The 21,961-nt window shown below is 45.3% G+C and carries 21 protein-coding genes; 11 read left to right on the top strand and 10 right to left on the bottom strand.

Going from position 1 to position 21,961, the window contains the following annotated elements:
• Positions 1-120: 120 nt before the first annotated feature.
• Both ACVBJC_RS19465 and ACVBJC_RS19460 read right to left on the bottom strand, forming a co-directional pair.
• Positions 121-1,212, bottom strand: coding sequence for a branched-chain amino acid aminotransferase (locus ACVBJC_RS19465; protein ID WP_447162578.1), 1,092 nt, complete (start codon positions 1,210-1,212; stop codon positions 121-123).
• 117 nt (positions 1,213-1,329) lie between these two features.
• Entirely contained in the window at positions 1,330-2,097 is a 768-nt protein-coding gene (locus ACVBJC_RS19460; RefSeq protein WP_447162577.1) for a TetR/AcrR family transcriptional regulator, read from the bottom strand.
• Between the two features lie 190 nt (positions 2,098-2,287).
• On the opposite strand from ACVBJC_RS19460, the gene ACVBJC_RS19455 reads away from it, so the two are divergent.
• Genes ACVBJC_RS19455 through ACVBJC_RS19440 form a run of 4 tightly spaced genes read left to right on the top strand, consistent with a single transcriptional unit; the run spans position 2,288 to position 5,436 of the window.
• Positions 2,288-3,790: a flavocytochrome c gene (locus tag ACVBJC_RS19455; RefSeq protein WP_447162576.1), complete on the top strand. Its 1,503-nt coding sequence runs from the start codon at positions 2,288-2,290 to the stop codon at positions 3,788-3,790.
• Positions 3,791-3,800: 10 nt separating this feature from the next.
• A complete protein-coding gene (locus tag ACVBJC_RS19450; protein ID WP_447162575.1) occupies positions 3,801-4,151 on the top strand; it encodes a cytochrome c3 family protein in 351 nt (116 codons plus the stop codon).
• Positions 4,152-4,189: 38 nt separating this feature from the next.
• Complete coding sequence (locus tag ACVBJC_RS19445) at positions 4,190-4,927, top strand: cupin domain-containing protein (RefSeq protein WP_447162574.1); 738 nt, start codon at positions 4,190-4,192, stop codon at positions 4,925-4,927.
• A gap of 50 nt (positions 4,928-4,977) precedes the next feature.
• Positions 4,978-5,436, top strand: coding sequence for a DUF3299 domain-containing protein (locus ACVBJC_RS19440; protein ID WP_447162573.1), 459 nt, complete (start codon positions 4,978-4,980; stop codon positions 5,434-5,436).
• 19 nt (positions 5,437-5,455) lie between these two features.
• Here ACVBJC_RS19440 and ACVBJC_RS19435 read toward each other — a convergent pair whose 3' ends face one another.
• Positions 5,456-6,247: a TetR/AcrR family transcriptional regulator gene (locus ACVBJC_RS19435; RefSeq protein WP_447162572.1), complete on the bottom strand. Its 792-nt coding sequence runs from the start codon at positions 6,245-6,247 to the stop codon at positions 5,456-5,458.
• A 342-nt stretch (positions 6,248-6,589) separates the two neighbouring features.
• Between ACVBJC_RS19435 and ACVBJC_RS19430 the strand changes: the two genes are divergently transcribed.
• The 5 genes from ACVBJC_RS19430 to ACVBJC_RS19410 all read left to right on the top strand — a co-directional run bounded on the left by ACVBJC_RS19430 (position 6,590) and on the right by ACVBJC_RS19410 (position 11,966).
• Positions 6,590-8,101 (top strand): flavocytochrome c, encoded by a 1,512-nt coding sequence (locus ACVBJC_RS19430; protein ID WP_447162571.1) that lies wholly within the window; start codon positions 6,590-6,592, stop codon positions 8,099-8,101.
• 11 nt (positions 8,102-8,112) lie between these two features.
• Positions 8,113-8,481, top strand: a complete 369-nt coding sequence (locus tag ACVBJC_RS19425) for a cytochrome c3 family protein (protein ID WP_012279024.1) — start codon at positions 8,113-8,115, stop codon at positions 8,479-8,481.
• A 45-nt stretch (positions 8,482-8,526) separates the two neighbouring features.
• A complete protein-coding gene (locus ACVBJC_RS19420; protein WP_447162579.1) occupies positions 8,527-9,669 on the top strand; it encodes a hypothetical protein in 1,143 nt (380 codons plus the stop codon).
• A 273-nt stretch (positions 9,670-9,942) separates the two neighbouring features.
• Complete coding sequence (locus ACVBJC_RS19415) at positions 9,943-11,046, top strand: DcaP family trimeric outer membrane transporter (RefSeq protein ID WP_447162570.1); 1,104 nt, start codon at positions 9,943-9,945, stop codon at positions 11,044-11,046.
• A gap of 176 nt (positions 11,047-11,222) precedes the next feature.
• Positions 11,223-11,966, top strand: coding sequence for a cupin domain-containing protein (locus ACVBJC_RS19410; protein WP_447162569.1), 744 nt, complete (start codon positions 11,223-11,225; stop codon positions 11,964-11,966).
• 306 nt (positions 11,967-12,272) lie between these two features.
• Here ACVBJC_RS19410 and ACVBJC_RS19405 read toward each other — a convergent pair whose 3' ends face one another.
• The 5 genes from ACVBJC_RS19405 to ACVBJC_RS19385 form a co-directional block, all read right to left on the bottom strand.
• Complete coding sequence (locus ACVBJC_RS19405) at positions 12,273-13,580, bottom strand: BamA/TamA family outer membrane protein (RefSeq protein ID WP_447162568.1); 1,308 nt, start codon at positions 13,578-13,580, stop codon at positions 12,273-12,275.
• Positions 13,577-14,872 (bottom strand): DUF4056 domain-containing protein, encoded by a 1,296-nt coding sequence (locus ACVBJC_RS19400; RefSeq protein ID WP_447170567.1) that lies wholly within the window; start codon positions 14,870-14,872, stop codon positions 13,577-13,579. Before ACVBJC_RS19400 ends, ACVBJC_RS19405 begins: the two co-directional genes overlap by 4 nt.
• Positions 14,872-15,780, bottom strand: coding sequence for an alpha/beta fold hydrolase (locus ACVBJC_RS19395; RefSeq protein ID WP_447162566.1), 909 nt, complete (start codon positions 15,778-15,780; stop codon positions 14,872-14,874). Before ACVBJC_RS19395 ends, ACVBJC_RS19400 begins: the two co-directional genes overlap by 1 nt.
• Positions 15,781-15,849: 69 nt before the next feature.
• Complete coding sequence (locus ACVBJC_RS19390) at positions 15,850-16,743, bottom strand: virulence protein (RefSeq protein ID WP_447162565.1); 894 nt, start codon at positions 16,741-16,743, stop codon at positions 15,850-15,852.
• 247 nt (positions 16,744-16,990) lie between these two features.
• A complete protein-coding gene (locus tag ACVBJC_RS19385) occupies positions 16,991-18,337 on the bottom strand; it encodes an esterase/lipase family protein (protein WP_447162564.1) in 1,347 nt (448 codons plus the stop codon).
• Positions 18,338-18,579: 242 nt separating this feature from the next.
• Between ACVBJC_RS19385 and ACVBJC_RS19380 the strand changes: the two genes are divergently transcribed.
• The gene (locus tag ACVBJC_RS19380) at positions 18,580-19,188 is read left to right on the top strand and encodes an outer membrane beta-barrel protein (protein WP_447162563.1); all 609 of its coding nucleotides are present in this window, start codon (positions 18,580-18,582) and stop codon (positions 19,186-19,188) included.
• Between the two features lie 100 nt (positions 19,189-19,288).
• On the opposite strand, the gene ACVBJC_RS19375 is transcribed toward ACVBJC_RS19380, so the two are convergent.
• Positions 19,289-20,776: a Na+/H+ antiporter NhaC family protein gene (locus tag ACVBJC_RS19375; RefSeq protein ID WP_447162562.1), complete on the bottom strand. Its 1,488-nt coding sequence runs from the start codon at positions 20,774-20,776 to the stop codon at positions 19,289-19,291.
• A 180-nt stretch (positions 20,777-20,956) separates the two neighbouring features.
• Here ACVBJC_RS19375 and zapB point away from each other — a divergent pair, with 180 nt between their 5' ends.
• On the top strand, positions 20,957-21,160 hold the full coding sequence (gene zapB / locus ACVBJC_RS19370; protein ID WP_447162561.1) for a cell division protein ZapB: 204 nt from the start codon (positions 20,957-20,959) through the stop codon (positions 21,158-21,160).
• 9 nt (positions 21,161-21,169) lie between these two features.
• Here zapB and ACVBJC_RS19365 read toward each other — a convergent pair whose 3' ends face one another.
• Entirely contained in the window at positions 21,170-21,382 is a 213-nt protein-coding gene (locus ACVBJC_RS19365; protein ID WP_447162560.1) for a DUF1107 domain-containing protein, read from the bottom strand.
• Positions 21,383-21,961 lie beyond the last annotated feature (579 nt).

The following is a 21,961-nucleotide window of genomic DNA, read 5'->3' as shown; positions in this document are numbered from 1 at the left end:
CCCAGAACAGTAAAACCAAGGCCTCAACGGTATGCCAAAAATAAAAATGCCGTTCACCTTAAGTGAACGGCATTACCTATCTAGGAGCCTTTTTAGATCTAGTTAATCTAGTTAATCTAGTTAACTTTGCACACGCTTTACGTGCTGCACCCAGCCTTCAGGCCCTTGAATATGGCCTTTTTGGATCTCGGTTAACACCTTATAAATTCGCTTAGTGTGCTCACCTACTTCGCCATCACCAACCGTGACGATGCGGTTATCCTCAAAGATATAAGAGCCTACTGGAGAGACCACGGCTGCAGTACCAAAGCCACCTGCTTCAATAATCTCACCTGACTCGATGTCACTAATAAACTTATCCAGCATCACCGTCTCTTGGCGTACGTCGCAGCCCAGTAACTCGCCCAAATCGAGAATTGACTGTGAGGTAATCGACTTTAAGATAGTGTCGGTAAATTTAGGGATAATAATGCTGCCATCTTTCAGCACGTGGAAGTGGTTCATCGCGCCCACTTCTTCAATCTGCTTATTGTTAGCATCCAGATACAGCACCTGCGCTGCACCATACTCTGCAGCAGCTTTACCCGCCTTAAGTGATGCCGCGTAGTTACCTGCCGCCTTTGATGCGCCAGTACCACCAGAAACAGCACGGTGAAAACGCTCGCTAATCAGCAAACGAATCGCCTTATCAAAGCCGTCGCTGTAATAAGGGCCGCTTGGACTTAGCATGACGCAGAAGGTGTATTGTTCACTCGGGCTAACCGATAAGCGGTCTTCAGTGGCAAAGATAAACGGGCGTATATAGAGGCATGCGCCTTCTTGCATAGGAAACCACAAACGATCGACATCGATCAACGCGTTGATCGCATCAATCTGCATCTGCTCAGGCAATGCGGGAATACAAAGAATATCGGCCGAACGATTAAGTCGCTCGGCATTTTTATCAATTCGGAAAGTGTAGATTTCGCCGTCTTCATGTTGAAAGGCTTTTGCGCCCTCAAATACCGACTGACCATAGTGCAGCGCAATGGCGCCCGGTGCGACTTGAAAGGGGCCATAAGGAACGACTCTAGGATCACACCACTCACCATCGCGATAATCCATTAAAAACATGTGGTCAGTTCTTAGGTTACCGAAGCCAACGTTGCTTGTAGGCTTAAATTGCTCGGTACGGCGCTCTAACGCAGGTTTTAAGTTATAAGTTATTTGCATTGTATACCACCTTGATTACTGATTGAGCAGCCTATCAGTGGTCATAAAAAAGTCAAGCAAAACGGGGGCTAGCCTGAAGATCTTCAACTTATGCAAAACATTCAAACTGCCCTAAAATTAATCAAATTGAGACCTACAATCCGACAATCTCCCTATGCTTAAACACGTTTCACAACTGCGTATATTGCCATGGCCTTTATCTAGAAAATGCTTAATACGGCCAGATAATGACTGCATCATTTCACGAGTAATAGGTTCACGCCACTGGTAATGGTTCATTAAACGGCTTATGTGGCGATAGCCTATATCATCATTGACACTAAAATATTGCTCGTCCATTAAGCCACTTTGATACGAAGACGTGGCTCCCGCCAAAAAGAAGTACAGCGCCTGACTCAAGTCATCTATTTCAACTTGTGTCGCTTGCAGCTCACCTTGTTCAACAGCATGCTCTAAAGGCCTTTTAATTCTGCTCCAAAATAAATTAACTCGGTTCTTTAATATTTCAACTTTTTGAGAACTGGCTAATTGCCAGAACATACTGTTAATAGAGACAACTCGCAAAATATTAAATATTGGACTTCTCTTCACAACTTCAAATGTGAATAAAATAGATAGAACTGCATGTTCGTAGATATTTAAATCAGGGTTTTCTTTTATAAATACAGGTATTTGACTCGAGGTTGTATTCCTTAAGAACAAACAAACTAAGACATCCTCTTTAGACTCAAAATACTTATATAACGTATTAGTAGAACATCCTGCGCCCTTGGCTATTTGTGCAAACCTAAAAGAAACAACACCTTGATTATCAATCAATTGTTCAGCAACATCTAATAATTGATTACAGCGAATAGCATCCATATTATTACTAGGGCACTGCATGTTAGCCTCTTATTTAATTATATAGTTAAGATTGATACTACGGTTAAATATTCATTTAGATACTGAAAAGAAACATTTTCTTGAAGGCCTCCACAAAAAACTTTCTCCCCCAATATAAAGTGTGATTCCGCGCATGTTTGATTACATCTCCAAATCATATTGTTAACCCAAGTTAAATGGAGATAAAAAAATGCAAACAAGACGTTCATTTTTAAAACTTGGTGCTGGAGCGGCCGCGGTTGGCGCACTAGCCCCACTATCAGTAAGCGCAAATTCATCTGATGTGAAATGGGATGAAACCCATGAAATCGTGATTGTAGGTTCCGGTTTCGCAGGCCTCGCCGCCGCAGTAGAAGCGGGAAAATTGGGCGCAAAGGATATTGTCGTATTTGAGAAGCTGGGTGTGTACGGTGGTAACTCTACTCTCAATGCTGGCCAAGCCTGCTTTGCCGATACCGATCTACAGAGAAAACTCGGTATTAAAGACAGCGCCGATTTAATGGTAAAAGACCAATTAGCTTCAGGTCGTGGTTATGCTAGTGAAGCACTATTACGTCATAGTGCCGAGCTTGGACCTTACATTTACCAATTAACGAAAGATTGTGGCTGCGTCTACCGCGATCACATCATCAACACTGGCGGTACAAGTGCGACTCGCAGCCACCAAGTCGTTGAACGCTCAGGGGCAGGCTTTATTCGCCCAATGTTAAAAACAGCTCGTAGCTACGGTGTAAAAACCAAAACCCGCCATAAGTTCGAAGGTTTGATTACCGCCAAAGATGGCAGCGTATTAGGCATTAAAGTACGTAAAGGTTACCACACCGATCATGAAGACTCCGGCAAGATCATTAACGTAAAAGCAGAAAAAGGCGTGTTAATCGCAACTGGCGGCTTTGCAGCTAACGTCGCATTTCGTCAAGCGCTTGATCCTACATTAGGGGACGAAGTAGGTCACACTAACGCTCGTGGTGCTACGGGTGATGGCCTTATTGCCATGTTAGCTGAAGGCGCAATGCCTATCCATTTGAGCTTCATTCAGTCTGGTCCTTGGGCGTCGCCTGATGAAGGTGGTTTTGGTTACGGCGCAGGCTTTTCTTTATACAACTTCCCGCACTCTATCGCGATCGACCGCAATACTGGCATGCGCTTCATGAATGAAACCGCAGACCGTAAACACCGCGCAGATCTAGAGATCCAGCGTCGTGATAAAGATGGCAAGCCAAACCCTGCTCTACTTATCGCCCCCAAACACGAAGCACAAAAAGATCCGTCAATGGAAAATGTGCTCAAGTATAACGTTGCCTGGGAATTCGACAGCGTTGAAGCCATTGCTAAACACTTCGATTTACCACTAAGTCCATTGAAAAAACAGGTTGATGACTGGAACCAATACGTTAAATCCGGTGAAGACCCGCAGTTCGGCAAGCGCATGGATATGGGCGCCGGCATTTATTTAACGGCACCATTTATTGTGCAGCGTTTATGGCCAAAAGTGCATTACTGCCAAGGTGGCATCCAAATTAATAACAAAGCTGAAGTTATTGCGGCAAAGAACGGCAAGCCTATTCCAAATCTTTATGCTGCAGGTGAAGTTTCTGGTGGTGTTCATGGAGTTAGCCGCCTAGGTGGTTGTTCGACTCCAGACTGCATGGCATTTGGCGTCACAGCCGCTCGATCGATGATGAAAGCATAAGGATACCAACATGAAACCAATGACGACTTTACTTGTGCTGATATTTAGCAGCGTTATCGCCCTTTCAGCTCAAGCTCAAGATCAGCGTGATTATCACGAGGCGCTATACGAAGAGGGTTGTAAAACCTGTCATGACCAAGGGCTAAAAGCCTTTCCATCTGATGATTCCTGCTTGCAATGCCATGACATGGGTGAGCTGGCAGAACAAACCAAACGTGAAGGGCATGAGGCAAAGCAAAACCCACACGATAGCATGCACTACGGCCAAGAAGCGCCATGTATGGAGTGCCACGGGGAGCACACCAAGAAGCAAGCTATCTGTATGGATTGCCACAACTTTGAGTATCCAAAGTTTAAATAGCATCAAATTAAATAATTAAAAAACATGGGGAAATGATAATGAGAAAACTACTTGCCGCCTCGGCAATTCTAATTACGGGTTGCGCCGTTGCAGCTGATAAGCCAGCCGATAAACCTTGGCACAATGAAAAGCCAACATTATCAACAATTAATGCACCAACTAAAGTAATGCCTATGGTATGTAAGCAAGAGCAAGCCATGGCCTATCTTAAAGAGTTACAAAGCGGTGAAAAGGATATTTACAGCATTCAGTCAAACGATCACGGCGGTAAAGGTGCTAATGATTCTGGCTGGTTAACTTGGCGTGTTGACGACCCAAGTAATCTTATTCCTTGTCCTGCTGGCGGCGCCTCAGACTCTGAAGTGGGTATGTGCTGGAAAGAGCTAAACGATGAACCAACCGTTATTGGTTTAGTGCGCGTCGCACCTGGCACAGCTGCACCGCACTATCACCGTGAAATGGAATGTTATTACGGCCTAAGCGGTGAAGGGCTAACGTGGGCACAAGAGCGCATGCAACCTTTTGGCCCTGGTGACTATATTGAGATCCCAAGTAAAGCAATTCACTACACGCCTAATACTTATGATGATCAAGACCTGATCTATATGTACTGGTTCCCACTCGATGGCAAATTCTCAACATTTAAGTACCAATGGCCACAAGATGTGGGTCCAGGTGAGCAACTCATGTTTGACTTCGTACCTTACACCAACTCTAAGCTCGTTCGTTCAGGTAACGGTGGCTATGGTTGGGACGTGATTCAGAAATCTAAGTAATCTTACTCAATAGAGATGGAGGCCAACTTAAGTTGGTCTCCTTATTAACTATGAAAAAAATAATCCTAGCGTTAAGCCTATTTTTTAGCCCCAATCTATTTGCCGAAGAACCTATCTCCATATTATGGAATAACCTTGCTCCGGGGCCTGTAGATTTACCCGTTGATACCAATGTCAACTTAGCACTCGATGGTAAAAAGGTCATTATTCCTGGGTTTATCGTGCCATTGGATGGTCAAAACAGTGGCTACACCAAAAACTTTCTACTCACTCCACAGCAAGGCGCTTGTTTTCACAAACCGCCATCACCTGCAAATCAACTAATACATGTCGCTTTCGATGTACCAATAGCCATTCCAGATCTGGAACAACCTATGTATATAGCAGGAACCTTGAGCATTAAGAGTGCCCAAGCCGGATTTGCCAAAACGGGTTATCACCTAAAAGGAATTGAAGCGATTGAATACCCGACTCCGGTAAAAGTAGCCCAAGCAGACCACCAGCATTAACTCACTCTGCACACTCAGTTTAAGCGACGCTGTCTTTTTTGCGTAAGCAGGGTGCTTCGCTATTAACCGAGGAGCTAGTCAAGGCACTGCAAGCGCTACAGCTCATATGGTCGCGATAATGTTTATCAAAAAAGCTCGAACTTCTATTCTCTAATGACTCAAAAAGCTCAGGGGTAAGTGGCTTAACCCACTTATATTGCGCCATCAATCTTGCCAAGTGGCGGTAACAGGTCTCGCGACGATTTGATAAGTATTCAGGCGCAATCAATTGGCTTTCGAACTGGGTTAATGAGCCTGTAAGGTAAAAGGTTATCCCTTGAACGAGCTCTTTCACCTGCAAGGGGGTGGCATCAAGCTCACCTCTTGCTACGGCTTCATTGAGAGAGTCGGTAAACCAGCCCCAAAATGCATTAATACGTTTTTTGAAGCGATCGACTTTTTCGTCACTCGCTAACTGCCACACCATGGTATTGACTGAAACTGAACGCAGAGTAAAAAAACTCTTGCTGCGTTTGATGGTTTCAAATGTAAACAAAATCGGTAACAGCACTTTTTCTTGAGCCGTTAAATCCGGATATTTGTTAATAAATATCGGCAGGTGATTAGAGGTCGCACTGCGTAAAAAAAGGCAAACCAAAACATCCTCTTTTCGCTCAAAAAACTTGTACAGCGTCCCTGTCGAACAGCCCACTTCCTTCGCGAGTTGCGAGAACTTAAACGACACAATACCTTGCGATTCTATGAGCTGTTCAGCCGCGTCAAGTATTTGATTGCAACGCATCATAGGCAGCGCTTCAGTGGGACATTTCATCTATAAAAAACCTGTATCTCGAATTAAGGCGATTATGCGCTTGTAACAATTACAGATTATAGATATCTCTTCCCTAATCGGGATTCAGTTCACGCTAATACTCCTTTATTGGTAGGCTTTGTGAGTCACGTCATACAAACATTAGTGCAATAACTTGTAACCCTATATGGAATTGAGTTCACATTTTTATAGCGTTAAAACCGCATCCTATTTTAAGAGAAAAGATCTTCGAGATCTGCCTCACGAATATATTTGTCACTGAAAAAATGGCGTGACTTAGTTCACCTTTAACAAGCGAACTTGCGTTTATCTTTAGCTCATTCCCATTGAGAGAATTACAAAATGCAAGGTAGAAGAAACTTTTTAAAGCTAAGTGCTGGCGCAGCAGTTGGCAGTTTAGCGGCAACATTACCCGGTACCGTACAAGCTAAGACTTGTGGTGAGATTAACTGGGACGAAAGCGTTGATGTCATTGTTGTCGGTTCTGGCTTTGCCGGTCTTTCTGCAGCCCTAAATGCTAAGCGTCAAGGCTTAGGTTCGGTACTTGTTTTAGAAAAGATGCAAGTGATTGGCGGTAACTCTGCTATCAACGGTGGTTGGTTGGCTATTCCTAAGAACCCAATCCAGTTAGCGCAAGGCGTCAATGACGACTCTCCTGAAGAACTAGTAAAAGATCAGATTATCTCTGGCCGCGGCATGCAAAACGAGCCTGCACTGCGTCTTATCGCTAACCGTTCTTTAGATGCCTACGATCTTTGTATCGACACAGGCGTTAAGTTCCGCGATGGCTTTAATATCCAGGTGGGCGGCCACAATAAAGCTCGCGCTATTCGTACTCAACACGGTACTGGCGGTGACATCACCACCAAGCTATATGAAGCCGGTGTAAAAGAAGGCGTTGATTACCGTCTACAGCACTATATCGAAGACTTCATCATGGAAGGCCAGAAGATTATTGGCGTAAAAGTGCGTAAGAACTACCGCTTCCCCGATCTAAAAACCGGTAGCACCATTTTTGTTAAAGCTAACAAGGCCGTTGTGCTCGCTAATGGCGGCTTCGCGCGCAACATGGCGCTACGTGAAGCGGTTGATCCATCTCTAGACCCAACACTAGATTGCACTAATGCAATGGGCGCAACAGGCGAAGTCACCCTGACGGCGATGGCTTACGGCGCACTACCTGTACACATGAACCTTATCCAAACGGGCCACTGGGGTTCTCCAGATGAAGGCGGATTTGGTTGGTCAAACGCCTTACTATCTATCGGCTGGCACCAAGGTGTGGCGATTAGCGTGCTCAACGGCAAGCGCTTTATGGATGAACGTGCAGACCGTAAGACCTGCTCTGAAGCCATCATGAAAAACCGCAACGCTGATGGTAGCCCAGCGTACCCAGTAGTGTTCTTCAACTACAACAACTACGCCAAAGATGACCGTGTTGTACGTGCCATCCGCGACAAGATGGCGTGGAAGGTCGACTCATTAGATGAGATCGCCGCTAAGTTCGATATTCCAGCCGCAGAGCTTAAGCGCAGCATTGTTGAATACAACAAGCACGTGAGTGAGCATAAAGACCCGCTATTCAATCGCAAGATGGATACGGCAGAAGAGCTAACAGGCCCATTTGTTGTGTCACGTATTTGGCCAAAAGTGCACTACTGCATGGGTGGTCTAAAAACCGATTTAGGCGCTCGCGTCATTGATGGCCGCTCTATGGAGCCGATCAAGAACCTATACGCAATAGGTGAAGTAACAGGTGGTATCCACGGTGAAGCCCGTTTGAGTTCTACATCCTGCCTAGAGTGTCTAGTCATGGGTATCGTAGTGTCTGAAACCATCAAAGCTGATCTTTAAGGAGCCATCAAATGAACAAGTTATTACTAAGCGCACTACTTGGCCTTGCTCTATCTAGCAACGTGATGGCTGGCGAGCTAGTCAAGATGAAAGGCAAGACTGAAGGACGCGTAAACCACGAATTTATCTATCAAGATGGCTGCCAAACTTGCCACCAAGGTTCAGGTAAGAAAAACGCAACTGACGCAGCCTGCGTTGAGTGTCATGGCGACATTAACAGCATCCCTGTCGATGAAAGCAAGCTAGCCATTCCTGAAGCGCATCCTCACAAGTCACTGCATTACAACCAAGGCGCAAGCTGCCTTGCATGTCATGCCGAGCACGAGAAAAAAGCACCAGTTTGTACAGAGTGCCACCGTACTTGGTTTGAAGAGATGTAATTCGATTAATTGATTTACAAAATCTAAAAATAGCAATAGGGAATGATGATGAAAAAAACCACTAAGTTTATGTTGTCGATGGTGGCTACAGCAATCGCACTTTCAGGTGCTTCAGCTTATGCTGCTGAGCAAACTGAAGACGGTATCAAGCTAGGCGGCGCTGTGCGTGTTAACTACGCCTACCGTGACTATGACGAAGCTAACAAAGATAAAGGCGGTGACTTTTACTTTGATATGGCAGCGATCAAGTTTGATGGTAAGCATGGTGACTGGGGTTTATCGGCTGAATACCGTTTTACCTCTGGCACTAACTACATCAAGTACGGTTACGCTTACTACGACGTAGACCCAGACTGGCAACTACAACTGGGGATCAACAAGGTGCCATTTGGCAACCCGGACTTCATCTCAAACAGCTACTGGTTTGGCATTCCTTATTACTTAGGTTTTGAAGACGACCATGACACAGGTATCAAGGCGGTTTACGAAAAGAATGGCTGGCACACCGATTTAGCTTTCTATAAGAGTGCTGAATATGGTCCGTCTGAAAACAAACGTTATTCGACTGATATCTACAGCGGCACAATTGCAGCCAGCGGTATCACTTACTATAACGAAGAGACTAACCAGTTCAACGTGCGCCAGACGTACACCGCTGAGCACGAAGGCGGCCAAACCACTTTTGGTGGCTCTGCACAGTACGGTCAGATCTATAACAGCAATACCGGTAACAACGGTGATCGTTACGCTGTCGCGCTGCACTTAGACAGCAGCTATAAAGGCTGGAACTTGCAACTGCAAGCAATGCAATACGAATACGATGCCGCTGACGCTGTTGATGCTAACAAGATCGCGGTGTCTGTTGTGAGCTGGCAGTATGAGATCGCTTCTAAAGGCCAGTCTTATAGCGCTAACATCGCTAAGACATTTGCGACCGATTGGGGTAGCGTTAAGTGCTACAACGATTTTGGTTTAATGACACCCGATGTTGATGACGATAGCTACGACAACAGCATGCAAAACGTGACTGGTTGTGCGATTTCAGCTGGCCCAACTTACACCATGGTCGATTTTGTTATGGGTAAGAACATGACCTTCTCTACCGCGAACAACGATCACGTGGGTCTTCCAGAGATGGGCGATAGCTGGGACAAGCGCGTGAATATTAACTTCGGTTACTACTTCTAATCGCAGCTAATCGTTCAGCGATGGTGTTAGTACTGACTAACAATCCGAGCACAGGAACACGCAGAGATTATTAGCATAGCTAACCGTATTAATTAGCGTTACCGACAAAAGCGAAGCTGCTCTCACTTCGCTTTTGTCACCCCATTTACCTATTAGATTCACCCAACTATTGGACCGGTACAGTATCCCTGCTTACTGTCGCCGCGATGGATCACGCCCTTTTTATATAAAAAATACTAGGGCTTTTTTACCCCTTCCCTACAAGAAATAACTATGAAATCGATGACAAAACTTTCAATCTGTATCTGTTTTATTGGCGGCTTCTCCTCGTCATTGATGGCCAGTGAGTACCACTTCGGTGGATTCCTAAAGGCCAACGCACGTTATGTGGATGGCAACATTGCCTTTCAAGACAGTTGGACTGGCAGTGGTCGTGTCACCGACTCAGCCAAAAGAACTCAATTTAGCGCCGCTGAAAGCCGCTTCAATGTTGGGATAACACACGGCGAAGTTTATGGTTTTGCTGAGATTGATTTCTCAGGTTCGGCTCAAGGTAATGCGGCTTTTTCTAATTCCTATAGCCCGCGCTTACGCCACGCCTATATCAACTATCAAGACTTCACAGCTGGCCAAACCTGGTCAACCATGGTCAATACCAGCGCCTTTGCCGAAACGGCAGATTTAGGTGGGCCCTTAGTGGGCCAGGCGATGGTGCGCCAAACTTTAGTGCGCTATAGCAAGGGGAACTGGCAATTTGCACTAGAAAACCCATACACCTATGGCACTAAAGCTGGCGGCACTCAAGCCAGTAGTACTCACACAAATAGTACTCAAGCGGATAAAGAATGGGTCGATACCAGCAATGATTATATTCCCGATGCGGTGATCCGTTTCAATCAAAAAGGCGCCTGGGGCAATGTCTCTGTAGCAAGCTTAGTGCGTTATTTAGACCCACAAGACACGGCCCAACTTGGCGCTGGCGTGTCACTGGCCGCCAAGCTCAAAACCTTTGGTAAAGACGATATTCGCCTGCAACTTCACTACGGCAACCTAGGCCGCTATGTCGGCACTGATGCGGCTAGAGATATGATTAACGGCGAGATAGAAACCACCACCTCGGCCATGTTTGCTTATCGCCACTTCTGGACTGAGCGCACTCGTTCAAGCCTTTTCTACGGCCACACTATCACCGAAGAGGAGCAGACTAACCGTTTCCATGCAGGGGTGAATTTATTCACAAATCTTACCCCTGTGCTAGAGCTAGGTTTTGAATTGGGCCGTTATCAGATTGATGATGGTATCAGCCCTTATGAAGATATCGCTGCCGCAAAAGGCGCGTCTAATTACGCCCAATTGAGTTTGCAATTTCATATCTAAAACGCAGTAAAGGAAAGATTATTCGCGACCGAGCTCACGAATAAGTTTGCTGCTTAAAATGCTGCGTGATCCATTTCAACTTTACGCAGCAATTATCACTTTATTGTTAGTTCAAGCCCGTTAAAACGAGCACAATATCGCAGCTTTAGCTGCATCAGCTAAAAAACAGGATAAGAATGATGAAACTAAAAATGATGTTCGGTATTGCCGCGCTAACTTCTACAGCCGCATTTGCCCAAGGCCCACAGTGTGATCACGCCCAACTGCCATACCAGCAGATGACGCCAGTCCCATACGACAGCACCCCCTACTCGCCACAGGACACCATGCCAGAGCAGTGTAGCAACCCAGAAGTTGAAGCGTATATCGCAGCATGGGAAGCGGGTGAAATTGACTTTAGAACCATTAAGTCAAATAGCAGCATCGCTGCCGATCAGCAATTTTGTAAGTCATTAGATGACGATGGCAACGTATTAGAAATTCAAGACTGCGATAAGTCAAAGTCACCAGTAGGTTACATCTGGAAAGAGCTGTCAGATAGCCCTGTGGTCATTGGTATCACCGACGGTGGTAAATCAGACCACGCGCCGCACTTCCATGGTCAGCCTGAGTGTTATTACGTGGTAAACGGTGAAGGTCAAACTCTGGCCGATAACCAGTTCAAGAAGCTAGGCACAGGCCAGTACTTCTACATTCCTGGTGCGACTATCCACAACACGCCTATCATGTCTGAAAAAGGCCTAGGTGTAATGTACTGGTACCCAAACAACGCTCACTTTAACGGCTTTAAGTACTACTGGCGTAAAGACGTTAAAAACCTACGTGTAGCTGAAGAAGCCTTCGACCGCGTGGATGAGATCCGTAAGCGTGACCTAAACTTAGGCCCATACGGTACTAACGAAGCTATCTTCAAAAAGTAAGAAGTGTTAGCAGTTAGAAATGAGTGGCAAGTTAGGCTCAAACCTAATTAATAAACAAAAACTAAGAACCCAGCATAAGCTGGGTTCTTTTCTTTAAAAGCTATAAACCACCAAGCGCTCACTTCGCTTACTACGCCGAGGACACGGAGAAAAGAAAAGCCCGGGTGGCTTTTCTTCGTGTCCTTCGCGTCCTTTGTGTGATGTGGTCCACTCTTATCTTTCGAAGTCAGCGATTTTTATCAGTTTCACTTCCTTAAGTGAGCGGCATTACTCAAATGAGCCCTTTTGCTTTTCCACTCCACTGTATTAAAACGCTTCATTGACGTTAAAATAAAAGCCTGTATCACCATCACCCCAGGCCATGTCTAATCTTAAATTGACTCTAGGTTTAACCTCGAAGCGATAGCCTATACCACCATTGGGTAGGATTTTATTGCCATCAAACTCGCTGATGTCATCAGCAATCACACCGGCACCGCCCCAAAACACCATACCATGACGCCCAGGCAGATTAAGCCGATACTCCACTTGCGTCATCAGCAGCTGTTTATCGCGGTAACGCCCCGATGTATAACCGCGAAGCAGATCGCCGCCTCCCGCTTTGGATAGTTGATCCCATGGCACGTCGCCGCTGGTAAAGCGACCACGCACTTGCCAGGCCAAGATATCTTCATCACGACCGGTCTGCATGTATTCGCTATACAAGGCGTTGTAGACATCAAAATCTGTTTTACTGCCTAAATACTGACGATAGAAGGTGGCATCAATTTCTAAGATACGCCCCGACTGCGGGTTTAATACATTGTCTCGACTGTCATGATTAAGTAGCAGGTTCACACCGACGCTGCGGGAGCTTTCATCAAGAATGTCTGTATCGACATTCGAGTCTAATACATTAATTTTACTGGCATCGGCGTAGTTAAAATCAAAGCCAACACCGACAAAGCTCGTGGGGCTCATTCGCTGCAAGAACATAGGGTTAATCGAGATAATCCGCTGGTTAAACTCGACACGATTGCCCTCTTGATGGTTGCTATCGTAACCCACACCGTAGAAAACATCCGGCGCATCAAAGACTTCGGCATTGAGGTAAAAACGCTGCTGGTCTTGATTGATAAAGGTCTTGTTCGCAACCGCCACACCTAATGCACCATTAGTTGAGGCGAGACCATTGATCACCAATGAAGACAGCTGGCTGACTTCGTCATCGGGATCATATTGATATAAGCCGACCGCCGAGATCCCAACGCCTAAATCCATCTCAGGGTTATAAAATGGTCCCGGCAAGTAGCTAAAGTCGATCAGTTTGTCTGGATCAAATTCACCATCTGCGCCCAGCGTTTGCAAGAAGTCTTCTAACCAACCTTGCGACGCTTTTTCATCAGCTTCGCCCTCTTTGATAACCGTCGTTTCATTCCCTGCAACTTCATCCGCTACGACTTCATCCACAGCTGTGTCATTAGCTGTAACAGTGACATCGTTAACAGCAACGTCAGCCCACGCTGGCGTGCTGATGCAAGCCAAAAAGGCCGCCGCCAGAGCAGAGGTTCTGTTCATCAGTAAGGTTTTATTCAAGCGACTCAATCGCCCCTTGCTCAAGCCATTGCGCTTCATTTGGGCTCCATAGGTACAGCAGCCTCGTTCGCATCATCTAGCTGCAGATGTTGGCGTAGTTCTATTTCATCTTGCACTTGGTTATATTGGCTAATTTGGTAGAAATCAGCTTGAGTAAAACCGTCTTGCCACAGCTTTGCAGGAATATGCTCAAAGCTGTGCTTAAATTTGTCGGCAACTATCAGCTTTTGCTGCGCAACCTCATCAATATCAATACCGTGAACGCTGCGGCTTAATGATAAGTTGTGTGCTTGATGCTCGGACGCAAACAGCGGCTCAACTTCACTCCATTTAATATGGGACTCAGCCAACGATTTAGGCACTAAGAAAGGCGACTGCTGATCGCCTAATTTATAATGACGTTTTAACAACATAAATTTACTCGGTAATGGCTGCTGTGAGTCCCACCAGTGGCCATCAATCACATCAAATAGCGCATTGGTTTGCTTAATCGAAACCGGCTCAAGCCAATTAAGCGTAGCCGCTAACCATTGAGTCATATGCTGGTTATACAGCTCTTTATTCATCGCTAGATTATTATTAATCAGCGCTAAAGCAATTTTAGCTCCAAGCATATTGGAGTAGAGATCTTCTGGTGAGTAGGCCGATACCGTTTCGGACCAAGGCGCCCAACTACGATAACCATGCCACTGAGCGACCTCATGGGCTTCAGCCATAAAGTAAGCCAGTCTCACCGCTATTGCCCCTGCGGTTTCCCAACGCTGACGCGGACTCAACTGAGCAATATCAAACTCGCTTAGCTCAATCGTTCTAGGGCCAATCTCATCGGGTAGCGTAATGCTTTGCTGCTGCCCAAGTTTAGGATAGATGCGGTAAAACAGCGCGATAGCATTGTCAGCCGTGTCGCGTACATGGGCCAAATCAATAAAGCCGCCTTGCAGCGTATACATCTGGCCATTGTTTTCAGTACCACGGCTACCATTGGGGGCATCTTTTTGATAACTAAAAGTACCCGCCTCATAGGCGTGTGGGCCCACTTTATCGACGGCTAAGGTATTGGCGTAGCGAAAAAAAGGTACCGGTATAGGGCCTACAGTCACCTTTTGCGCATTACCAAAGGCGCAGCAAGGACGCACCGCCTCGGGGATGCGCACTAAAGGCAGCTCTTGCAGCTCGATTGCATGCAGTAGGTTTAAGTCTGGCTCACTGTCTAATGCCGCCTCGATTGCAATATCACTGGGCAGCGCGCGTACTTGCCAGTCGCTGCTACATGCGCCAAGGACAAAAATAGCGATAGTACTCGCGGCCCCACGGATGAATAAACGGCTCATCATTGTACAAATGCCTTAATGGTTTGACTGACAATCTCAGGATAGTCATTACTGATCCCATGGGCGCCCTGTGGGATCACCACTATCGGAGCGCTTAAGTAGTCAGCCAATTGAATACCTGAACTGAGCGGGAAAACAATGTCATGCTCGCCCCAAATCAACACACTAGGAGGTAGCGAGTCGACGGCTATATTGGCAGCAATTCGATCTCTATCTGCGGGCAGCCCCTCGATAAGCGCGCGCTTCTCATCTAGATGACGTGCAAAGTACTTGTCATAAATACTCGAATCGATAAATCCGGGGTACCTGGGAAAATCGACGAAGGTAGCATCGAGCAAGCGCCGCATCTGCTTGGGCGTTTCAGGCACAAAGATCTCGCTTGGATCTGCCACGTCAAAACGCTGATTCATCTGCGATAGATCGCTGTCAGAAAACAGCACCCCAGGACTTGCCAGCAATATGGCTTTATCCACCTTAGGTTCGTTGATCATCAAATCGAACGTCACAAAGCCACCGTAGGAGATCCCAACAACATTGACCTTATCGAGATCTAGCATCGCTATTAGCTGCATAACAGCCTTGGTCTGAGTCGCAAGGCTTGGTAACCCTTGACTCACTGACTCGCCAAACCAGGCGAGATCAGGGGCGATAACCCGATAATCTTGACTAAGTTCGAGCATTACCTGTTGCCAACTGGTTACCGCAGAACCGCCAAAACCATGAATTAATAATATGGTTTTCCCCTCACCGGCCTGCCAATAATTGAGCTCACCGCCCTCTTTGAGCATCATTTTATTTTGCTCAAAGCCTGCCGTTTGCAACGCGGCTTTCTCACGAGAATCGATAATATCAACAGCCGAGCAGCCACCAAGCATTAACGTCAATATCAACATAAAAATAGCGCGCATACTCTTACTCCAACATTTTGTACTACTCAAAGAACGATTAGCTCTTAACAATGAACTGCTTACGCTCACTTAAAAACGGTAGCCTAAGCTCATCATGAAGCTACTACGGGTACCAATACCAAATTCCATCAATAAATCAACGTTCTTAGTCAAGCCAACCTGACCACCAATCAAGCCGTTCCACTTATCTTCAAGATGCTGGTTAACCTCAAATTTGGCATCACCAAGCGGAAAGCCGATATCACGTAAGTAACCGCTAAATGTTTGCTCTACGTTTTGATACATGGCACCAACCCAGATTTGGATGTCATGGTTGTTGTAGCTGGTGCGATAACCCGCGCGAGGAGACACCACAATACTGCTGATTTCACCGTCAAGGATATTCAAGTTGGTGTTGGTGTAATTAACGTCAAGTAGTGCAAACCAGTTGTCGATACCACCGACAATGGTGCCACCTACTCCATAGGTCGTTCCCTTAAAATCCAGTATAAAATCAAATGGTTCACTGCTTACATTACAAGGTCTAATTTTGCAGTAACTCGGCGGCAATACTGAAGACAAGTCAGCCTCTAGCTGGACATTTGCCACGCTGCTACCTTTAGTGTGGCCAATCACACCGTAAAGGTTTAAGAATGGCAGCACCCACACATCGCCCCTCAAGGTCAGGGTTTCTGAATCTTGCACCGCTTCACTGCCCTTAATACTGAGCATCTCATCTAAACCGCCTAGCCCGGTAAAACCGACAGAATCGACGACTAGCGGTTGATCCATCGTCATGTAATTGACTGAGAAGCCGTAAGGCTTAGGCAACTCATGACCTAAATCCATCGCCTCCTGCGCCCAGATTGGGAATGTTCTGTCGTAGCGCGCCTCTAGCGGCTCTCGTTCAATTGACTGTGATAGAACTGGAGAAACAAAAAACAGCACTGAAAGTGCTGTCAAAATAGTAGTAATTTTAAGCATGTATAGATTGAACCTTAAAATAAAATAGTCGATGTTAAGTATCTAAACAGAGGTTATCGCTGAACTCATTGGCAGGAGATAAATAACGTAGGTTAATTATTATCCATCAAGCTGAATTCAATCTGAAACAGTCTCCATTAACATTAATATTTAGAGTAAATACTCAAAACAAAAAGAGATCATAACGTGTTAACCAACTAAAAACTAATCTGAATTTATTCTGTTAAATAGTGAGCAAAAATGATTGTTAATTGTCGACTAAATGGGAAAAATCTCCCCCTTGCTCAGGCGGTATGATGGTAAATGTATTTGGGCTGATTTGACGCTTTAATATGATATCAACCATGGTGGTTTGGTCAGCCTTTAGCAAGTTTTGTACTTGGCCAGGATCGGAATGAAATTCAACGCTGCGGTAATAACACACGCCATTATTGGGCCTTGGCTCGACCCTAATGCCTATCTTTCCACCATTCACTTTAGCCACTTTATCGGCGTCGACATATAGAGTCAGCACATGGTTATTATTATGGTTTTTCTGCTTATCAAGCATAAAACCACGTTTGAAGTTGCCCGGTAAAAAATCCGATCCTGATAGCAAGATGATATCGAAATCCTCTACAGGCAAGCCTGTATCATCAATCACTCGCACCACCAGCATGCAGGCACGTAATTTACGTTTAACTAAACGATTAGCGAGGCGCATCTCATCAGCGAGTTGTTGATATTGCAATTGATTAGTGACCATTAAGCACTGTTTTATGCGCTGAACCACTGGTTTTTTGCTTGCATTTCGGCGGCTTATCGAGCCCATAATGCCTTTGTTACTGCCGCTGTGGCTGGCATTTTTTATCACTTCAAAAGCAGTATTATGTCTAGGCTGAGTATGCTTGATTAACTGCAACGTGGCGACGCAGCGAGAGTCAAAACCATCACAGGTTTGCGCCGTTTGCTCTAACAGTAAATGGCTAAAATTAAGGTTGGCTGAGGCGACTCGTACCACTCCATCTGAGCCCAATTCTGAAGTATAACTGTTGAGGTAATCATAAAATTCAGCATCGATAGTGTCGCCTGTTAACACAAATGGCAACGGACCTTCGAGGCTAGAATTTTCAAGCCAGTGCAAATTCAATTGGTGTTGGCCATTACTGCCCAGCTCCAACCAATCTAAGATCTGCTGCCCCGGCTCTACACCAGAAAAAAAGCTTTTGATGCGCCCCAGTCGTGATTTACCCAGCTGAGCAAGCGCTGAGCCATGGTTGGCTGGGGCTAACATAATCAAATGAGTTAGAGGACAGTTGGCAAGCTTGTCACCGCTGTAAAACATCTTTAGCCACTGGCGTATAACAGGCGCTCCCGTAGAGTGGGTGATCACTGCAAACTGCTTATCGCTAAGTAACTCTGTTCGCGCAGCATTAAATGCTTTGGCGATATCAGTTAAACGAACTTCATCATCAAAGCTGATATAACGCCCAAGGTGAACATGGCGAATCGTGAGGTTAATATCATCCGCCATCAGCTTGGCTAATGCTTGGGGCAACTGCGCGTAAGTGTCTGTATTGGTAACACTCCATCCATGAACAAAGACCAGTTCCATTGTGACCCCGATAGGGTTTAACTTGCCATTAGATGACAAAAGACTTCGACTTATTTACATAGTACAAATTAGCTAATTAATTATTTTCAACAGCTTAACAGGCTGCGTTCAGTTTCTATATATCAAAACACTCAACAACAACCTTTGCTAATATCATTCAGTTATTATTCAGCTAGCCTCCCCTATGATGTGTCCAACAAAACGCAACACCTAAACAATTTGACCTAGTGTGGGAGCACAACATGAAAACTAAATCACTTATCTTAGCGTCTGTAATGGCAACTGCAATTTCGGCACCGACTATGGCTGCAGACTGGTTCATAGGTGGCGGTGTTGGCGCCCAGCAAAACTCTTACAAAGGTTCTAGCCAAGCAAACGTAGACCCTGGTTTTAACGCTGAACACTTTAAAGAAACCGAAAACAATGTCATTTATGAAGCAAGAGCGGGTGTTTACTTAAATGATGCTAACCGTATTTATGGTACTTACTCTTATAATTCAGATGACTTTAGCCGTCAGCAAAGCTTTTTAATGTCTTATGACTACTTAGTGGGCCTAGGTGACAGCAATAAACTGAACTGGTTTATTGGTGCAACAGCCGGTGTTAACCACATCAGCCCTGAAACAAATGCAGTTAGCTCAGATAACCGCTTCGTCTGGGGTGGTCAAACCGGTCTAATGTATAAGATTAATGACCAACTAAGCGCAGAAGTTGGCTACCGTTACCTGAAGCAAGATTACGATGCTAGCGTAACGTCACCAACACCTACGCCAATGAACATTGGCTCTACTGAATCCGCTTCTCTAAATGATAGCCAGCAACTATATATGGCTGTTGACTACCGCTTCTAATACCCAACAGTATAAGCAGCTCTGTTAACACAATAAGGCCGCCAACTCACTGAGTTGGCGGCCTTATGCTATGTGCTATAACCGATAAAACTTGCTGCGACTAAATAATCGCAACACGCTCACTTTGGTGTAACTTTTGATATGCCACCAGCATAGAGACTGCGGCAATAATAACGGCTAACCAGCTCCATGCTGTCGCAACTTCAAGATTAACTAACTGAAAGCCAACCAATGAGCTTATCCCTGCAATAATGGCAAAAGGCAATTGAGTCATCACATGGGCATGAGGCTCACAGCCCGAACTCAGCGCACTAATTACGCTGGTGTCTGAAATGGGTGAGCAATGATCGCCAAATACTGACCCCGCCATAACGGCGCTTAACGCTGGTAGTAAAAGAGTAGGCTCAACCGTTAATGCCACTTCAGCGCCAATCGGGATCATAATGGCAAACGTTCCCCAACTTGAACCTGTAGTAAACGCCATTATCGCGCACAATAGAAACGTACCAGCCACTAACATCTGCGCCGATAAGAACGTCTCAGCCCAAGTAGCCAGCAACTTTGCTCCCCCTAAATCGGCTATCACAGCACCTATCATCCAGGTAAAAAGCAAGATGGAGATAGCGAAGCTAATAGCACGTACCCCGGATCCAAGATCTGCAATCAGTAACGAGAAACTGCGGCCACTCATTTTAATCATCAAGATGGCTAATAAAATTGCCAATAAACACGCATTACGCATGGCGGCACCAATATCTGCTGCCGAGACCCAATCGCTTAAGCTTGAGCCTTGTGCATTGCTAGCACCCGAGTACAAAGTTAGTCCTATTGATGCCAGTAACAAAGTCGCCATAGGTAAGCCCAACAACCAGGGGCTTCCAGCTGGTACATCTTCACTCTCTTGCTGCTCACTACTAGGTGCGACATCTGAATTAAAGCCAATACCAAACCAGGCAATGAGCAAAGACAGTAAGATCACCGTGATGGCGTAAAAGTTCATCTTGGCGATTTCAATAAATGATTCCAACGGCGTGAGTGGCAGTAAGGTGATACTGGCCAAAATGGCCATCACATAGGGACCCCAGCTAGAAAAAGGCAGCAAGGCACACAAAGGTGAAGCATTGGAGTCCACGAGGTAAGCGATCTGTTCCCGCGACATATTGTATCTCTGGCTTAATGGCTGACAAACATGCCCGACGGCTAAGCAGCTGAAGATGCCATCAATAAAAACTACCCAGCCTAGCACGACCACACCAACCCGGGCCTGACGGCCACTTTTAATCCGATGATATAACCAATCGGCGAAAAGCTTCACCGCTCCACCACGCGCTAGCAGCTGTGTCATCATGCCTAATAACACCATGGCCGCAAGCACATTTAAATGCCAAGCCTGCCAATGGCCATCACGATAAACCTGCAGCCATGCCTTGTCGGCCATATAAACCACGGTATCTGGCAGGTTAAAGTTAGATAAAATAAGTGCGCCAGATACAATGCCAACACCTAAGGCGACTAGGGTTCTACGCAGAATAAGTGCCAAACTCAGGGTTAATAGCAGCGGAATAAGTATCAGGAAATTGCCGGTCATTGCCGCGATCCAAGAGGAAATAAATAGAAGAATACTAACGACTTAGTAACAAGTGCAAAAAAAAAACGTTTTTGGTGATTTTATTGAGCGTTTTTCACTCATTTAGCATAATTAACTATTCAGCAATGCCACGTCACTGCTAGAATCGGAGCTATCATCTCGCTATCAAAGGGACTACCCATGAGTCTTGAACTATTATCGAAATTGGAAACAAAAATCCAAGCTGCACTTGAAACTATCGAGCTACTAAAAATGGAGCTTGAAGAAGAGAAGCAGACAAGCAGCGGCCTGTCTGAGCAAAACCAACAGTTACAGCAAGAGCTTAACTCTTGGAATGAGAAAGTGACTGGCCTAGTTGGTCTGCTCAACGACGAAGTAAACTAATTCCTAACGTTATGCCATGTGCATCTCGTTATTTTGAGTCTCAATCAATTCATTGAGCTCTAAAATAGCCTGCTTAACCTTAGGCAGGCTTTTTCTTGGCAATAAAAACCTTCCTTTATCAAATTCTAATCGACCTAAATCCTTTACCCAGATCACTCCGGTCAGAAAAATGCGCGCATGCTTTACGATAATTTTTGGTGCATAGACAGGAAAAACTCTCACAAGACCTCCCCACAACGTTATTTGTTGTTATTTATTTTTTAGTTGGACAGGCATTTTACCGTGAGAGTTTCATTTTTTTGAGGATTTATTTGTAAAAATTTAAGCGAAAATGTTACGAGAAAAAATTCACTAAAACTATCAATATGATAAAGAACACCAGAAATATGCTGTTACGCTAAATTGTCACTTGCCAGTTTTTTGACATCCTGTTAACGTTTAACTGTTACTCAGGGTAACGTTGAGCTTATAGCTCCATAGCCGTACTTCTTGCGACCAGGAAGTGCGGTTTTTTTCTGTCTGGGATTTTGTGCAGAATTAGAAAAAGTTAAAGAGAAATACAGTACGCATAGAGCAAAGAAAGCGGCAAACAGGGTTTTCCACCCTGTCGATCTTAAATAAAGAGCGCATAACTCTCTATTGCAAGATGCAAGACACAACTACCAAGGCTATCCATCCATGGGCCTTGGCATAAGTGTTCCAGACACAAAAAAAGGAGCCTATTGGTAATGCCGATCATTTAGCAGTTTATTGATCGGTTGACCGATCTTTATAAGATGGCAAAATCCGAGTGTTTTTAAA

It is taken from the genome of Shewanella sp. 0m-6 (genome assembly GCF_052977325.1).
Note: the sequence above shows the minus strand (reverse complement) of the source record. Positions and strands in the feature narration are given on the sequence as shown.

What these genes read in the sequence shown, in the direction of transcription:
- ACVBJC_RS19405 (WP_447162568.1), bottom strand. Translation starts at nt 13,580, where the DNA reads ATGAAGCGCAATGGCTTGAGCAAGGGGCGATTGAGTCGCTTGAATAAA.
- ACVBJC_RS19435 (WP_447162572.1), bottom strand. Translation starts at nt 6,247, where the DNA reads ATGAAATGTCCCACTGAAGCGCTGCCTATGATGCGTTGCAATCAAATA.
- ACVBJC_RS19430 (WP_447162571.1), top strand. Translation starts at nt 6,590, where the DNA reads ATGCAAGGTAGAAGAAACTTTTTAAAGCTAAGTGCTGGCGCAGCAGTT.
- ACVBJC_RS19440 (WP_447162573.1), top strand. Translation starts at nt 4,978, where the DNA reads ATGAAAAAAATAATCCTAGCGTTAAGCCTATTTTTTAGCCCCAATCTA.
- ACVBJC_RS19455 (WP_447162576.1), top strand. Translation starts at nt 2,288, where the DNA reads ATGCAAACAAGACGTTCATTTTTAAAACTTGGTGCTGGAGCGGCCGCG.
- ACVBJC_RS19425 (WP_012279024.1), top strand. Translation starts at nt 8,113, where the DNA reads ATGAACAAGTTATTACTAAGCGCACTACTTGGCCTTGCTCTATCTAGC.
- ACVBJC_RS19390 (WP_447162565.1), bottom strand. Translation starts at nt 16,743, where the DNA reads ATGCTTAAAATTACTACTATTTTGACAGCACTTTCAGTGCTGTTTTTT.
- ACVBJC_RS19445 (WP_447162574.1), top strand. Translation starts at nt 4,190, where the DNA reads ATGAGAAAACTACTTGCCGCCTCGGCAATTCTAATTACGGGTTGCGCC.
- ACVBJC_RS19460 (WP_447162577.1), bottom strand. Translation starts at nt 2,097, where the DNA reads ATGCAGTGCCCTAGTAATAATATGGATGCTATTCGCTGTAATCAATTA.
- ACVBJC_RS19400 (WP_447170567.1), bottom strand. Translation starts at nt 14,872, where the DNA reads ATGAGCCGTTTATTCATCCGTGGGGCCGCGAGTACTATCGCTATTTTT.
- zapB (WP_447162561.1), top strand. Translation starts at nt 20,957, where the DNA reads ATGAGTCTTGAACTATTATCGAAATTGGAAACAAAAATCCAAGCTGCA.
- ACVBJC_RS19450 (WP_447162575.1), top strand. Translation starts at nt 3,801, where the DNA reads ATGAAACCAATGACGACTTTACTTGTGCTGATATTTAGCAGCGTTATC.
- ACVBJC_RS19375 (WP_447162562.1), bottom strand. Translation starts at nt 20,776, where the DNA reads ATGACCGGCAATTTCCTGATACTTATTCCGCTGCTATTAACCCTGAGT.
- ACVBJC_RS19420 (WP_447162579.1), top strand. Translation starts at nt 8,527, where the DNA reads ATGATGAAAAAAACCACTAAGTTTATGTTGTCGATGGTGGCTACAGCA.
- ACVBJC_RS19410 (WP_447162569.1), top strand. Translation starts at nt 11,223, where the DNA reads ATGATGAAACTAAAAATGATGTTCGGTATTGCCGCGCTAACTTCTACA.
- ACVBJC_RS19395 (WP_447162566.1), bottom strand. Translation starts at nt 15,780, where the DNA reads ATGCGCGCTATTTTTATGTTGATATTGACGTTAATGCTTGGTGGCTGC.
- ACVBJC_RS19465 (WP_447162578.1), bottom strand. Translation starts at nt 1,212, where the DNA reads ATGCAAATAACTTATAACTTAAAACCTGCGTTAGAGCGCCGTACCGAG.
- ACVBJC_RS19385 (WP_447162564.1), bottom strand. Translation starts at nt 18,337, where the DNA reads ATGGAACTGGTCTTTGTTCATGGATGGAGTGTTACCAATACAGACACT.
- ACVBJC_RS19380 (WP_447162563.1), top strand. Translation starts at nt 18,580, where the DNA reads ATGAAAACTAAATCACTTATCTTAGCGTCTGTAATGGCAACTGCAATT.
- ACVBJC_RS19415 (WP_447162570.1), top strand. Translation starts at nt 9,943, where the DNA reads ATGAAATCGATGACAAAACTTTCAATCTGTATCTGTTTTATTGGCGGC.